Below are 12,433 nucleotides of genomic sequence, written 5' to 3'. Positions count from 1 at the left end.
GGTCGGCCTCGGCGTTCGGGTCGTCGTAGGCGTCGACGATCGCCACCGTCTGCCCCGAACCGCCGGTCGCGGAGGGCAGGTTGTAGGCCGCCTGCAACGAGGCGGGGCCGTAGCCGGAGGGCGCGGCGGCGGCCGTCAGGTCGCTCTCGGCGTGTGCGGACCTGGGGGTGCCCGCGACGACCTTCAGCGCGTTGCACGCCATGACGTTCTTCTGCGTCGGGGCCGCACAGGAGTGCGCGACGCTGACGCCGTGTGCCGTCGATGTCGTGGACGTCGAGGGCGCGGCCTGGCCGAGCGGGGCGGCCAGGGCCAGGCCGGCCGCGGCGAGCGTTGCCACGGCGGCAGCGGAAAGGGTTCTGCGCAACGTAGTCCTCCACGAGGTGGGTGAACCGGGAGAGGTGTGGGGGGTGCGCACTGCGGCCGGTCGCGCCGGGTGGGCGCGCCGGTCGCGCAGAAGGTATGTGTGGCCCGTACACGTCAACAAGAAGGAAGTTGAAGGTGGGGCTTTCCTTTGCCCGTTCCTGAAGATCTCCGCGCCGCTCGCGGGAATGCCGTGGGGAAACGATGACGCCGCCATGGGTTGACGGACGCCGAGGGCGTTGACGGGCGCCGAGGGGGTGGTGACGGCCGTTGGCGGACCCGGGTGACGGTTTCCCGGGGGTTCGGGTGATAGTGGAGTACGTGACAGCCGTACCTCACCCCCGCATCGAAGCCGCCGCCTCCGCCCGGTCCGGCCGCCGCAGCCTCGCCGTTGCCCTGCTGTGCGGCGCCCTCGGCGCGGCCGTGGCGCTGCTGGCCTCCCGGCAGCGCTGGGCGGCGGGCACCGCCGCGGTGGCCGGCGGCGACTACGCCCTGACCGCCAAGGGCAGCGAGGTCACGGGCGTGCCCGCGGCGCTCGCCATAGTGGGCCTGGCCGCGCTCGTCGCCGTCTTCGCCGTCCGCCGCTCCGGCCGCCTGCTGGTCGCGGGCCTGCTCGCGCTCTCCGGCGCCGGGACCGTCGGCGCCGCCCTGATCGGCGCCGAGAACCGCGCCGCGCTCGACGAGAAGGCGGCCCAGGCCTCCGGCGACACCGCGGCGACCGCCGCCTCGCTCACCCATACCGGCTGGCCCTACGTCGCGGCCGCCGGCGGGGTGCTGATCCTGCTGGCCGGACTCCTCGCCCTGCGCTACGGCCGGCTCTGGCCGGCCATGGGCGGCCGCTACGAGCGCTCCGGCGCGCCCCGTTCGCGTGCCACCCGTCCGGTCGATCCCGACCGTCCCGAGGACCTGTGGAAGGCCCTGGACCGCGGCGAGGACCCGACCGGCACCGATTCCGCCTGACCGCGGCGGCCCGCCCCGCGGCCGGAGGGCCACCAGGAGCCACCCCCGATCACGTCGCGTGCACGCGTACGGGACAATGACTTCCGAGCGTCCGGCTCAGACACGTACAAGCAACGAGGAGCAAGTCATGGCGGGCAGCAGCCACGGTCACACCCCGGCCGCCTGGACCGGTGTCATCATCGCCTTCATCGGTTTCTGCGTCGCGGGCGCCTTCATGGTGATGGCCCAGCCGGTCGGCTTCTGGGTCGGCATGGGTGTCGTGCTGCTCGGCGGCGTCGTCGGCGGCGTCATGCGCATGATGGGCCTCGGCCAGAAGGGCGAGCACCCGGTGCACCAGCTCGCCACCAGGAGCTGACGACCCGGACACGAGGGGCGGCCCCCGGCCGCCCCTCACCCGTACCCGCCGGCACCCGCGCCGAGGCGCCCCGCACGCGCGCATGCGGCCCGTGCGGGGCAGAATGCGGGGTGTGAACGCCGACAGTCGCAGGGGGACGTACGGCCGCACGGTCGTACCCGGTCCGAGGCGTGCGTACGAGGACCCGCCGGCACCGCCGATGCACCCCGTCGCCGTCCTGGGCCGGCTGGCCGTCCCCGCAGCCGTGCTCGGCGCCGTCGCCGGCGCCTTCGCGTACGTGGGGGCGGTGGATCCCGGCGAGCCGGGCCACTACCCCGTCTGCCCGCTGCTGCGCTACACCGGCCTGTACTGCCCCGGCTGCGGCGGCCTGCGCAGCGCGCACGCCTTCGTCCACGGCGACTTCCTCACCGCCCTGCACGACAACGCCATGGCCGTCGCGGGCTATCTGGCCTTCGCCGTGGTGTGGATCGCCTGGGCGGCCGGCGCCGCGCGCGGGCGGCCCCCGCGGATCGGGCTCGGCAGCGCGCAGCTCTGGAGTCTGGGCGCGCTGCTCGTCGCCTTCACCGTTGTCCGGAACCTGCCCTTCGGTGGCCTGCTCCACCCTTGATCGGTCGGCGTTTGTCCAGGTAGTGGGACCGCCGTCCACCGGATGCGAGGGCTTCGCCCTCCTCCGGATACCATCGCAGTGACCGCCGGATTCCGACCCGCTCGATCCACCCGATCCGTTTGAGGCGGGCCGCCGGGGGCCGCTCGACCCGCTGGAACATCACACCGTCTGGAAGGGGGCCGCTCGCGTGAGTGTGCTCGACGAGATCATCGACGGAGTCCGTGCCGACCTTTCGGAGCGGCAGGCGCGCGTCAGCCTCGACGAGCTCAAGGAGCGCGCGGCGAAGGCTCCGGCCGCCAAGGACGGAGTGGCCGCGCTCAAGGGCGACGGCGTCAAGGTGATCTGCGAGGTCAAGCGCTCCAGCCCGTCCAAGGGCGCGCTCGCCGCGATCGCAGACCCGGCCGGGCTCGCCGCGGACTACGAGGCGGGCGGCGCGGCCGTCATCTCGGTGCTGACCGAGCAGCGGCGCTTCGGCGGTTCGCTGGCCGACCTGGAGGCGGTCCGCGCCCACGTGGACATCCCGATCCTGCGCAAGGACTTCATCGTCACGTCGTACCAGCTGTGGGAGGCCCGCGCCTACGGCGCCGACCTCGCCCTGCTGATCGTCGCCGCCCTCGACCAGCCGGCCCTGGAGTCGCTGATCGAGCGCGCGGTGTCCATCGGACTCACCCCGCTCGTCGAGGTCCACGACGAGGACGAGGTGGAGCGCGCGGTCGACGCCGGCGCCAAGGTGATCGGGGTCAACGCGCGCAACCTGAGGACGCTCGAGGTCGACCGCGACACGTTCGAACGGGTGGCCCCCGAGATCCCGGACACCATCGTCAAGGTCGCCGAGTCCGGCGTCCGCGGCCCGCACGACCTGATCGCCTACGCCAACGCCGGAGCCGACGCCGTCCTGGTGGGCGAGTCGCTCGTCACCGGCCGCGACCCGAAGACGGCGGTCGCCGACCTGGTGGCCGCCGGAGCCCATCCCGCGCTGCGCCACGGCCGGGGCTGACGAGCCGGTAGGCTGACGCCGATGACTCTCACCGTGACGACCGTGGACCGGCACGCCCGCCTCGCGCGCGGCTGCCGCCCGAGGGGCTGCCGCGCCCCCGCGAGGCGTGTCCACGGCCGTCGCGTGCGCTACGTCATCGGTGACGAGCCCGGGCAGGTGAACGGCCGTCGATGGCAGCGCCCCTCCAGGGGCGCGGGGCTCTGTCCGATGCGCGGCCACCGCCGCGCGGGCGCGAGCGGCCACTGACGGCCCGCGGCCGGCGGACCGATCCCCGCCCCCACGGCGAACAGTGTCTTTTCACACACTCACCGTGAGGTTCTGGCATGCCCAGCGATTTCTTCTTCCCTGACCCGGAAGGGCAGGTCCCCGGCGCCGACGGCTACTTCGGCGCATACGGCGGCAAGTACATCCCGGAGGCGCTCGTCGCCGCCGTGGACGAGGTCGCCGTCGAGTACGACAAGGCCAAGAACGACCCCGCCTTCGCCCGCGAGCTGGACGACCTGCTCGTCGACTACACCGGCCGGCCCAGCGCCCTGACCGAGGTGCCGCGGTTCGCCGAGCACGCCGGTGGCGCCCGTGTGTTCCTCAAGCGCGAGGACCTCAACCACACCGGCTCCCACAAGATCAACAACGTCCTCGGCCAGGCCCTGCTCACCAAGCGCATGGGCAAGACCCGCGTGATCGCCGAGACCGGCGCCGGCCAGCACGGCGTCGCGACCGCCACCGCGTGCGCGCTCTTCGGCCTCGACTGCACGATCTACATGGGCGAGATCGACACCGAGCGGCAGGCCCTGAACGTGGCCCGCATGCGCATGCTCGGCGCCGAGGTCGTCGCCGTGAAGTCCGGCAGCCGCACGCTGAAGGACGCCATCAACGAGGCCTTCCGCGACTGGGTCGCCAACGTCGACCGCACCCACTACCTGTTCGGCACCGTCGCCGGGCCGCACCCCTTCCCGGCGATGGTCCGCGACTTCCACCGGGTCATCGGCGTCGAGGCCCGCCGCCAACTCCTCGAACGCGCCGGGCGCCTGCCCGACGCCGCGATCGCCTGCGTCGGCGGCGGCTCCAACGCCATCGGCCTCTTCCACGCCTTCATCCCCGACGAGGGGGTCCGGCTCATCGGCTGCGAGCCGGCCGGGCACGGCATCGACACCGGCGAGCACGCGGCCACCCTGACCGCCGGCGAGCCCGGCATCCTGCACGGCTCGCGCTCCTACGTCCTCCAGGACGACGAGGGCCAGATCACCGAGCCGTACTCCATCTCGGCCGGCCTGGACTACCCGGGCATCGGCCCCGAGCACTCCTACCTCAAGGACTCCGGCCGCGGCGAGTACCGCGCGGTCACCGACGACGCCGCGATGCAGGCCCTGCGCCTGCTGTCGCGCACCGAGGGCATCATCCCGGCGATCGAGAGCGCCCACGCCCTGGCCGGCGCCCTGGAGGTGGGCCGGGAACTCGGCCCGGACGGGTTGATCGTCGTCAACCTCTCCGGCCGCGGCGACAAGGACATGGACACCGCGGCCCGCTACTTCGGCCTGTACGACACCGACGCCGAGGTGGCCGCCGACGAAGCCGACACCGCCGAGATCGAGGGGGACGCCAAGTGAGCGGGAACATCCGGCTGCTGAACGACACCCTCGCGGGCGCGAAGGCGGAGGGCCGGTCCGCGCTCATCGCCTACCTGCCCGCGGGCTTCCCGACGGTGGACGGCGGCATCGAGGCGATCAAGGCCGTCTTCGACGGCGGCGCCGACGTCGTCGAGGTCGGGCTGCCGCACAGCGACCCGGTCCTGGACGGGCCGGTCATCCAGACCGCCGACGACATCGCCCTGCGCGGCGGCGTCAGGATCGCGGACGTCATGCGCACCGTCCGCGAGGCCCACGAGGCCACCGGCAAGCCGGTGCTCGTCATGACGTACTGGAACCCCATCGACCGCTACGGCGTCGAGCGGTTCACGGCCGAACTCGCCGAGGCCGGCGGCGCCGGGTGCATCCTGCCGGACCTGCCGGTCCAGGAGTCCGCCCTGTGGCGCGAGCACGCCGACAAGCACGGCCTCGCCACGGTCTTCGTCGTCGCCCCGAGCAGCAAGGACGAGCGGCTGGCCGAGATCACCGCGGTGGGCTCCGGCTTCGTCTACGCCGCCTCGCTGATGGGCGTCACCGGCACCCGCGAGTCGGTCGGCGCGCAGGCCGAGGACCTGGTGCGGCGCACCCGCGCCACCGGCACCGGCCTGCCCGTCTGCGTCGGCCTCGGTGTCTCCGACCGCGCCCAGGCCGCCGAGGTCGCCGGCTTCGCCGACGGCGTGATCGTCGGCTCCGCGTTCGTGAAGCGGATGCTGGACGCCCCGGACCACGCGGCCGGCGTCGCGGCCGTCCGTGACCTCGCGGGCGAACTGGCGCGCGGGGTGCGCGGACAGGCGTAGGACGCGGGACAGCCGTCACCTCACGTCATCGCAGCACACATGATCACCCGAACGGGTGGACCTCGGACCGGGGAGGCGCAATGCGCCTCCCCGGTTCGTTCTGGTGGTGTGAGCGACAAGAACCATGACGGAAGGCGCACCGCCCGCCAGCGGCTGGCGGTCGAGCGCGAGAAGCAGAAGGCCTCGGAGCGGCGGCGGCGCACGCTGATCGTGGCCGTCAGCGTGGTCTGCGTGCTGGGCCTGGCGACGGTGATCGGCGTGCTCGCGGCGAACTCCGGCAAGAAGAAGAGCGCCAGTACCGGCCCGGTTGTGGCGCCCTCGGGGGCGCAGGGCAAGGACGCCCTCGCGATCCCGGTCGGCAAGGACGGCGCCAGGTCGACGCTCACCGTGTGGGAGGACTTCCGCTGCCCGGCCTGCCAGGCCTTCGAGGCGGCGTACCGCCCGACGATCCACCAGCTGACCGACTCCGGCAAGCTCAGAGTCGAGTACCACATCGTCCGGCTGATCGACGGCAACCTCGGCGGCACCGGCTCGCTGCGCTCGGGCAACGCCGCGGCCTGCGCCCAGGACGCCGGAAAGTTCCGCGCCTACCACGACGTGCTGTTCGAGAACCAGCCCAAGGAAACCGACGACGCCTACGCGAACAACGACAAGCTGATCGCGCTGTCCGGCAAGGTGAGCGGCCTGGACACGCTGGCCTTCACCCAGTGCGTGAAGAAGGGCACGCACGACAGCTGGGTCGACAAGTCCCACAAGGCGTTCCAGGCCGGCGGCTTCTCGGGCACCCCGACCGTGCTGCTGAACGGCAAGAACATCGCCCAGGACCGCACCATGACCCCCGCGAAACTGAAGCAGATGGTGGAATCGGCCGCCAAGGGCTGAAACACCTGGTGACGCCCTGGAGCGGGCCGCCCGTTATGGACCCGTGTCCGGGCCGCCCGACGTGGCTCCGCTCCGGCTGCGGTAGCGTCGACCTTGCCATGGAACTTGCCTACATTCCCAGCCCGTCGCGCGGTGTGCTGTACCTCGGACCCATCCCGCTGCGCGGCTATGCGTTCTGCATCATCATCGGCGTCTTCGTCGCCGTCTGGCTCGGCAACAAACGCTGGGTCGCCCGCGGCGGACAGGCCGGCACGGTGGCGGACATCGCCATCTGGGCCGTGCCGTTCGGCCTGGTCGGCGGCCGGCTCTACCACGTGATCACGGACTACGAGCTGTACTTCAGCGCGGGCCGTGACTGGGTGGACGCCTTCAAGGTGTGGGAGGGCGGCCTCGGCATCTGGGGCGCGATCACGCTCGGCGCGCTCGGCGCGTGGATCGGCGCCCGGCGCCGGGGCGTACCGATGCCCGCCTACGCCGACGCCGTCGCACCCGGCATCGCCTTCGCGCAGGCGATCGGCCGCTGGGGCAACTGGTTCAACCAGGAGCTGTACGGGCGCGAGACGCACGTTCCATGGGCGCTGCACATCACCTCCTCGACCGACGGCCGGGTGCCGGGGTACTACCACCCGACGTTCCTCTACGAGTCCCTGTGGTGCGTCGGCGTCGGCCTGCTGGTCATCTGGGCCGACCGCCGCTTCCGGCTGGGCCACGGCCGGGCGTTCGCGCTGTACGTCGCCGCGTACTGCGTGGGCCGCGGCTGGATCGAGTACATGCGCGTCGACGACGCCCACCACATCCTCGGCCTCCGCCTGAACGACTGGACCGCGATGATCGTGTTCCTGCTCGCGGTGACCTACATCGTGGTGTCGGCGAAGAAGCGGCCGGGCCGTGAGACCGAGGTCGAGCCGGCCCTGCCGGCGGCCGGCGAGGCAACCGAGGCAACCGCCGCCACGGACCCGGACGGGGCGGACACCGACGCGAAGGCGGTCGACTTCTCCAAGGACGCCGAGGGCAAGGACGCCGAGGCGGCGAAGGACCAGGACCCCGGGGACGCGGGGTCCGAGGACGCCGGTGTCAAGGACGGGGCCGGGTCGGCCAAGAAGGGCTGAGACCGGCCGCAGGACCGTACGCGCACGAGGGCGCCCCCGGAATCCGGGGGCGCCCTCGCCGCATGCGGACGTCACGGACGTCGCCGTGCGCCGTCAGCACCGGCGGGCCAGCGCCAGGGTCCGGCGCGCCGCCGCCACCACCGCCGCGTCGACGAAGCGCCCGTCGGCGAGCGCCTGCGCGCCCCGGTCCACGGTGGCCGCCTTGACGATCGTCTCGGCCTCCTCAAGCTCCCGGTCGGTCGGCAGATAGGCGCGCTCGATGATCGGCAGCTGGCGGGGATGGATGGCCGCACGGCCGAGGAAGCCCAGGGCGCGGCCGTGCGCGCAGGAGGCCGCGAGCCCCTCCAGGTCCCGGATGTCGGGGTGGACGGACTGCGGGGGCGGCGCGAGACCGGCCGCGCGGGCGGCGACGACGACCCGGGCCCGGCACCAGTCGAGGCCCGCGTCCTGCCGTACCCCGAGATCGGCCCGCAGATCCGCCTCACCCAGCGAGACACCCCGCAGGGACGGATGCGCGCGGGCGATGGCGTAGGCGTGCTCGATGGCCAGGGCGCTCTCCAGCAGGGCGTACAGCGGCGGCCCCGACCCGCGGGAGGCCGGGGAGCGCCCCACGGCCCCGGCACGGCCCGTCCGCTCCGCGGCCCCCGCCCGCTCCGTCCGCCGCGCGACCCGCACCACCTGCCGCGCCGACGTCACCTTCGGCAGCCGCAGCCCGGCCAGCCCCGGCCGGGACGCCACCGCGTCCAGGTCGGCGGCGGCCAGCGGCCCGTCGACCGCGTTGACCCGGACATGGACCGGGACCGGCGGCGGCTCCGAGAGCAGCTCGGCGGTGGCGGCGCGGGCGTACGCCTTGCGGTGCGGGTCGACGGCGTCCTCCAGGTCGATCACCACCACGTCGGCGCCCGAGGCCAGGGCCTTGCCGACCACGTGGGGGCGGTCACCGGGGGCGTAGAGCCAGGTGAGCGGGAAGGGTGCGGTGGCCGTCACAGCGCGCCCTCCGCGCGCAGCGCGGCCAGCTCCTTCGGGGTGAGGCCCAGCTCGGTCAGCACCGCGTCCGTGTCCGCGCCGTGCGGGCGGCCCGCCCAGCGGATCGCGCCGGGGGTCGCGGAGAGCCGGAAGAGGACGTTCTGCATGCGCAGCCGGCCCAGCTCCGGGTCGCACAGCGTGGCGAAGGTGCCGAGGGCCTGGTACTGCGGGTCCGCCAGCACGTCCCGCACGTCCTGGACCGGTGCGATCGCCGCCTCGGCCTTCTCGAAGGCGGCCAGGACCTCGGTGCGGGTGTGCCGGGCGATCCAGTCGCCGACCGCCTCGTCCAGGACGTCGGCGTGGGCGGCCCGTCCGGTGCCGGTCGCGAACCACGGCTCGTCGGTCAGCTCCGGGCGTCCCACCAGGCGCATCACCCGTTCGGCCACCGACTGCGCCGAGGCGGACACGGCGACCCAGGTGCCGTCGCAGGTCCGGTAGGTGTTGCGCGGGGCGTTGTTCTCGGTGCGGTTGCCGGTGCGCGGCTGGACGTAGCCGAGCTGGTCGTACCAGAGGGGCTGCGGCCCGAGGGCGGTCAGGATCGGCTCGATGATCGCCAGGTCGACGATCTGGCCGGCGCCGGTGCGCTCCCGCGCCGCCAGCGCCGTCATCACCGCGTACGCAGTGGCCAGGCCCGCGATGGAGTCGGCGAGCCCGAACGGCGGGAGCGTCGGCGGCGCGTCCGGCTCGCCGGTGATCGCGGCGAACCCGCTCATCGCCTCGGCCAGGGTCCCGAAGCCGGGCCGGGACGCGTACGGGCCGAACTGACCGAAGGCGGTGACCCGGGCGAGGACCAGGCGCGGGTTGGCCGCCGACAGCTCCGGCCAGCCCAGCTCCCACCTCTCCAGGGTGCCGGGGCGGAAGTTCTCCACGATCACGTCGGCGCCGGCGGCCAGCCGCAGCAGGACGGCGCGGCCGCCGGGCGTGGACAGGTCCAGGGTGATGGTGCGCTTGTTGCGGCCCAGCAGCTTCCACCACAGGCCGACGCCGTTCTTCGCCGGGCCGTGACCGCGGGCCGGGTCGGGCTTGGCGGGGTGTTCGACCTTGATGACCTCGGCGCCGAAGTCGCCGAGCATGGTGGCGGCGATCGGCCCGGCGAAGAGGGTGGCGAGGTCCAGGACGCGCAGACCGGCGAGGGGCGCCGGGGCCGTGGGCCCGGGTGTGTGCGGCGTCATGGGCGGGACGCCTCCCGATGGGTGAGGTGGGCCAGGGCGTCGAAGCCGGTGCCGTGGAACTCGCCGACGGACGTGGCCAGCCGGTTCTTCAGCGGGGCCGTCCAGCGCTCGGGCAGCGCGGCGGGGGAGCCGGCCAGCAGACCGGTGACGGATCCGGCCGTGGCGCCGTTCGAGTCGGTGTCCCAGCCGCCGGAGACCACCCGGCAGACGGCGCCCTCGAAGTCGCCGTCGGCGTGGGTGAGGGCGGCGGCGATCAGCGCGGTGTTCGGCACGGCGTGCACCCAGTGGCAGGTGGCCGCGTGGGTGGCGTGCAGGGCGTCCACCACCGTGTCGAAGTCCTCGTGGGAGCGGGCCAGCCGGACGGCCTGCCGGACCGCCCGGGCGAGCCGGGAGCCGGGCGGTACCACGGTCAGGCCGGTGGCCAGGCAGGCGTGCACGTCGTGGGCGCCGGTCGCCGCGGCGGCGATGACGGCGGCGGTGAACATGGCCGCGTAGACGCCGTTCGCGGTGTGGGTGAGGGTGGCGTCGCGGTGCGCCTGCTCTGCGGCGGCCGCCGGGTCGCCCGGGTTGGTCCAGCCGTGCACGTCGGCGCGGATCAGGGCGCCGATCCACTCGCGGAAGGGGTTGCGGTGGCGGGCGGTGCGCGGCGGTTCGATGCCGAGGAGGAGGTTGCGGTAGGCGACGCGTTCGGCGGTGAAGGTACGGCCGGCGGAGAGTTCCTCCAGCCAGAGCCGGGCGACGTCGGTGGTGGTGAAGGCCCTGCCGTGGCGTTGCAGCAGGAGCAGGTTGATCAGCGGGTAGTCGAGGTCGTCGTCCTCGGGCATGCCGTCGATGTTCTCGGCGAGGCAGCAGGCCGCGGAGCGGCGGTTCCACGGGTAGCGCGCCGCCAGGTCCTCGGGGACGCCACGGGCGGTGAACCAGGTGTTCAGGGGCCAGTTGCCGGTGACCTGGGCGAGTTGGCGGATGCCGTCCAGGGGGAGCTTCTCGACGGGTTTGCCGAGCAGACAGCCCGCCGCCCGGCCGAGCCAGGCGGCCTCGAAGCGGGCCTGGTCGGTCGCCGCGGGACGCTCGGCCGGTGCCGGCCAGTCCGGGCACAGCGCCTTGATCGCGGCCAGGTCCGTCGGTTCCGCGTCCGCCAGCCGGCTCGGCAGCTCGGCCAGTTCGTCCAGGAGGTCCTCCGCGAGCAGACGCAGATAGCGTGAGGCGGGCTCCGGGGAGGCGCCCGCCCGCGCCGGCGCCTCGGGGCCGCCCGCCGCCCGCCACCGTGCCGCGATCGCGGACGGCTCCCGGCCGTCCTGCACCGCCTGGCGCAGCTCGTGGCCCAGCAGGTCCTCCGGCTGGACCCAGGTCAGTCGGAGCATCCCGGACCTCCCATCCGGGCGAACGCCCGCTCGTGGGCGCGCCGCCGTCGTACGTCCTCCTCGAAGATCTGCCGGGTCACCCCGGTCAGCGTGCGCGCCGGCTCCCACAGATCCAGCCGGCTGGCCTCCGCCACCGTCTTCGCCCAGTCCTCCGGGACCGGCGAGCCCAGCGCTCCCGCCAGTGCCCCGGCCATCGCCGCGATGGAGTCGCAGTCGCGGCCGTAGTTCACCGCGCCGAGGACGGCCTGCCGGAAGTCGCCGTGCGCCACCGTCAGCATGCCCAGCGCGACGGGCAGTTCCTCGATCGCGTGCAGCCGGGACGGCCGGCGGGCGCCGAGCGAGGGGGTGCGGTAGTCCGGGCCGACCGTGTCGTACGGGGCGACCGCCGCGCGCAGCGGGCCCAGCGCCGACTCGAAGTCCGTGTGGGCGCGAGCGGTTTCGCACACCTTCTCGATCGCGGCCCGGGTGCCGTCCTTCGCCACGGACAGGCACGCCGCCACCACCGAGTCGGGTGTGGCCCCCGGCGTGCAGGCGGCCGCCACCCCGGCGGCCAGGACGCCGGCCGCCTCACGTCCGTACGACGACTGGTGGGCGCCCGCGACGTCGAGGGCCTCGGCGTACGCGGCGGCCGGGTTGGCCGCGTTGACCAGGCCGACCGGGGCCATGTACATCGCGGCACCGCAGTTGACGATGTTTCCGACGCCGGCCTCGCGCGGGTCCGCGTGACCGTAGTGCAGCCGGGCCACCAGCCACTTCTCCGCCAGGAACACCCGGTGCAGCGGCAGCGTCTCCGTCTCCAGCTCCGGGATCCAGCGGGGGTTCGTCATCAGGTCGGGGACGAGGTGGTCGGCGATCGCGTGGGCGTCGAGATGGTCGCGGACCCGGGCGTACACGCGGACCAGCGCGTGCGTCATCAGGGTGTCGTCGGTGACGTGGCCGTCTCCCTTGTGGTACGGCGCGAGGGGGCGGGCGGTGCGCCAGTCCTCGCCGTGCCAGGGGCCGACGACGCCGTGGATCCGGCCGCCGTGGCGCTGGAGGATCTGGTCGGGGGAGTAGCCCTCGACGGGCCCGCCGAGGGCGTCGCCGACGGCCGCGCCGACGAGCGCTCCGGTGATCCGTTCCTCCAGGCATGCCTCACGGCGGCCGGTTCCCCGGGTTTCTTCTGCTGTGGGCGTCATGCCC

General features: G+C 74.0%; 12 protein-coding genes and 1 pseudogene. 8 read left to right on the top strand and 5 right to left on the bottom strand.

Going from position 1 to position 12,433, the window contains the following annotated elements:
• Nucleotides 1-337: pseudogene (locus tag ABZ484_RS10950) on the bottom strand (peptidase S8); the annotation flags it as partial.
• A gap of 335 nt (nt 338-672) precedes the next feature.
• Here ABZ484_RS10950 and ABZ484_RS10945 point away from each other — a divergent pair.
• From ABZ484_RS10945 to lgt, 8 genes are all read left to right on the top strand, one after another.
• Nucleotides 673-1,320 (top strand): TIGR02234 family membrane protein, encoded by a 648-nt coding sequence (locus tag ABZ484_RS10945; protein WP_358865573.1) that lies wholly within the window; start codon nt 673-675, stop codon nt 1,318-1,320.
• Nucleotides 1,321-1,447: 127 nt separating this feature from the next.
• Nucleotides 1,448-1,675 carry an HGxxPAAW family protein gene (locus tag ABZ484_RS10940; RefSeq protein ID WP_358865572.1) on the top strand — a complete coding sequence of 76 codons (228 nt, stop codon included), beginning with the start codon at nt 1,448-1,450 and terminating at the stop codon, nt 1,673-1,675.
• A gap of 199 nt (nt 1,676-1,874) precedes the next feature.
• Complete coding sequence (locus ABZ484_RS10935) at nt 1,875-2,282, top strand: DUF2752 domain-containing protein (protein WP_358865577.1); 408 nt, start codon at nt 1,875-1,877, stop codon at nt 2,280-2,282.
• Nucleotides 2,283-2,469: 187 nt separating this feature from the next.
• The gene (gene trpC, locus ABZ484_RS10930; RefSeq protein WP_358865571.1) at nt 2,470-3,279 is read left to right on the top strand and encodes an indole-3-glycerol phosphate synthase TrpC; all 810 of its coding nucleotides are present in this window, start codon (nt 2,470-2,472) and stop codon (nt 3,277-3,279) included.
• A gap of 323 nt (nt 3,280-3,602) precedes the next feature.
• On the top strand, nt 3,603-4,886 hold the full coding sequence (gene trpB / locus ABZ484_RS10925) for a tryptophan synthase subunit beta (protein ID WP_358865570.1): 1,284 nt from the start codon (nt 3,603-3,605) through the stop codon (nt 4,884-4,886).
• A complete protein-coding gene (gene trpA, locus ABZ484_RS10920) occupies nt 4,883-5,701 on the top strand; it encodes a tryptophan synthase subunit alpha (RefSeq protein ID WP_358865569.1) in 819 nt (272 codons plus the stop codon). Before trpB ends, trpA begins: the two co-directional genes overlap by 4 nt.
• Nucleotides 5,702-5,809: 108 nt before the next feature.
• Nucleotides 5,810-6,583 carry a thioredoxin domain-containing protein gene (locus tag ABZ484_RS10915; protein WP_358865568.1) on the top strand — a complete coding sequence of 258 codons (774 nt, stop codon included), beginning with the start codon at nt 5,810-5,812 and terminating at the stop codon, nt 6,581-6,583.
• Between the two features lie 98 nt (nt 6,584-6,681).
• On the top strand, nt 6,682-7,692 hold the full coding sequence (gene lgt / locus ABZ484_RS10910; RefSeq protein ID WP_358865567.1) for a prolipoprotein diacylglyceryl transferase: 1,011 nt from the start codon (nt 6,682-6,684) through the stop codon (nt 7,690-7,692).
• Nucleotides 7,693-7,785: 93 nt separating this feature from the next.
• Here the strand turns inward: lgt and ABZ484_RS10905 are convergent, their stop codons facing one another.
• The 4 genes from ABZ484_RS10905 to ABZ484_RS10890 are packed head-to-tail and all read right to left on the bottom strand — an operon-like array spanning nt 7,786 to nt 12,429.
• Nucleotides 7,786-8,679, bottom strand: a complete 894-nt coding sequence (locus ABZ484_RS10905; protein WP_358865566.1) for an aldolase/citrate lyase family protein — start codon at nt 8,677-8,679, stop codon at nt 7,786-7,788.
• Complete coding sequence (locus tag ABZ484_RS10900; RefSeq protein ID WP_358865565.1) at nt 8,676-9,890, bottom strand: CoA transferase; 1,215 nt, start codon at nt 9,888-9,890, stop codon at nt 8,676-8,678. Before ABZ484_RS10900 ends, ABZ484_RS10905 begins: the two co-directional genes overlap by 4 nt.
• Nucleotides 9,887-11,251 carry an ADP-ribosylglycohydrolase family protein gene (locus ABZ484_RS10895; RefSeq protein WP_358865564.1) on the bottom strand — a complete coding sequence of 455 codons (1,365 nt, stop codon included), beginning with the start codon at nt 11,249-11,251 and terminating at the stop codon, nt 9,887-9,889. The genes ABZ484_RS10900 and ABZ484_RS10895 overlap by 4 nt, the downstream gene beginning before the upstream one ends.
• Complete coding sequence (locus ABZ484_RS10890; RefSeq protein WP_358865563.1) at nt 11,239-12,429, bottom strand: ADP-ribosylglycohydrolase family protein; 1,191 nt, start codon at nt 12,427-12,429, stop codon at nt 11,239-11,241. The genes ABZ484_RS10895 and ABZ484_RS10890 overlap by 13 nt, the downstream gene beginning before the upstream one ends.
• Nucleotides 12,430-12,433: the final 4 nt, after the last annotated feature.

This window comes from Streptomyces sp. NPDC006393, from assembly GCF_040628575.1.
Taxonomy (GTDB): Bacteria; Actinomycetota; Actinomycetes; order Streptomycetales; family Streptomycetaceae; genus Streptomyces.
The sequence above is the reverse complement of the archived record's forward strand: the minus strand, read 5'-3'. Positions and strand labels throughout refer to the sequence as shown.

Bases quoted from the DNA above. Each gene is read 5' to 3' on its own strand.
- ABZ484_RS10940 (WP_358865572.1), top strand. From the start codon at position 1,448: ATGGCGGGCAGCAGCCACGGTCACACCCCGGCCGCCTGGACCGGTGTC.
- ABZ484_RS10935 (WP_358865577.1), top strand. From the start codon at position 1,875: ATGCACCCCGTCGCCGTCCTGGGCCGGCTGGCCGTCCCCGCAGCCGTG.
- trpB (WP_358865570.1), top strand. From the start codon at position 3,603: ATGCCCAGCGATTTCTTCTTCCCTGACCCGGAAGGGCAGGTCCCCGGC.
- lgt (WP_358865567.1), top strand. From the start codon at position 6,682: ATGGAACTTGCCTACATTCCCAGCCCGTCGCGCGGTGTGCTGTACCTC.
- ABZ484_RS10900 (WP_358865565.1), bottom strand. From the start codon at position 9,890: ATGACGCCGCACACACCCGGGCCCACGGCCCCGGCGCCCCTCGCCGGT.
- ABZ484_RS10895 (WP_358865564.1), bottom strand. From the start codon at position 11,251: ATGCTCCGACTGACCTGGGTCCAGCCGGAGGACCTGCTGGGCCACGAG.
- ABZ484_RS10890 (WP_358865563.1), bottom strand. From the start codon at position 12,429: ATGACGCCCACAGCAGAAGAAACCCGGGGAACCGGCCGCCGTGAGGCA.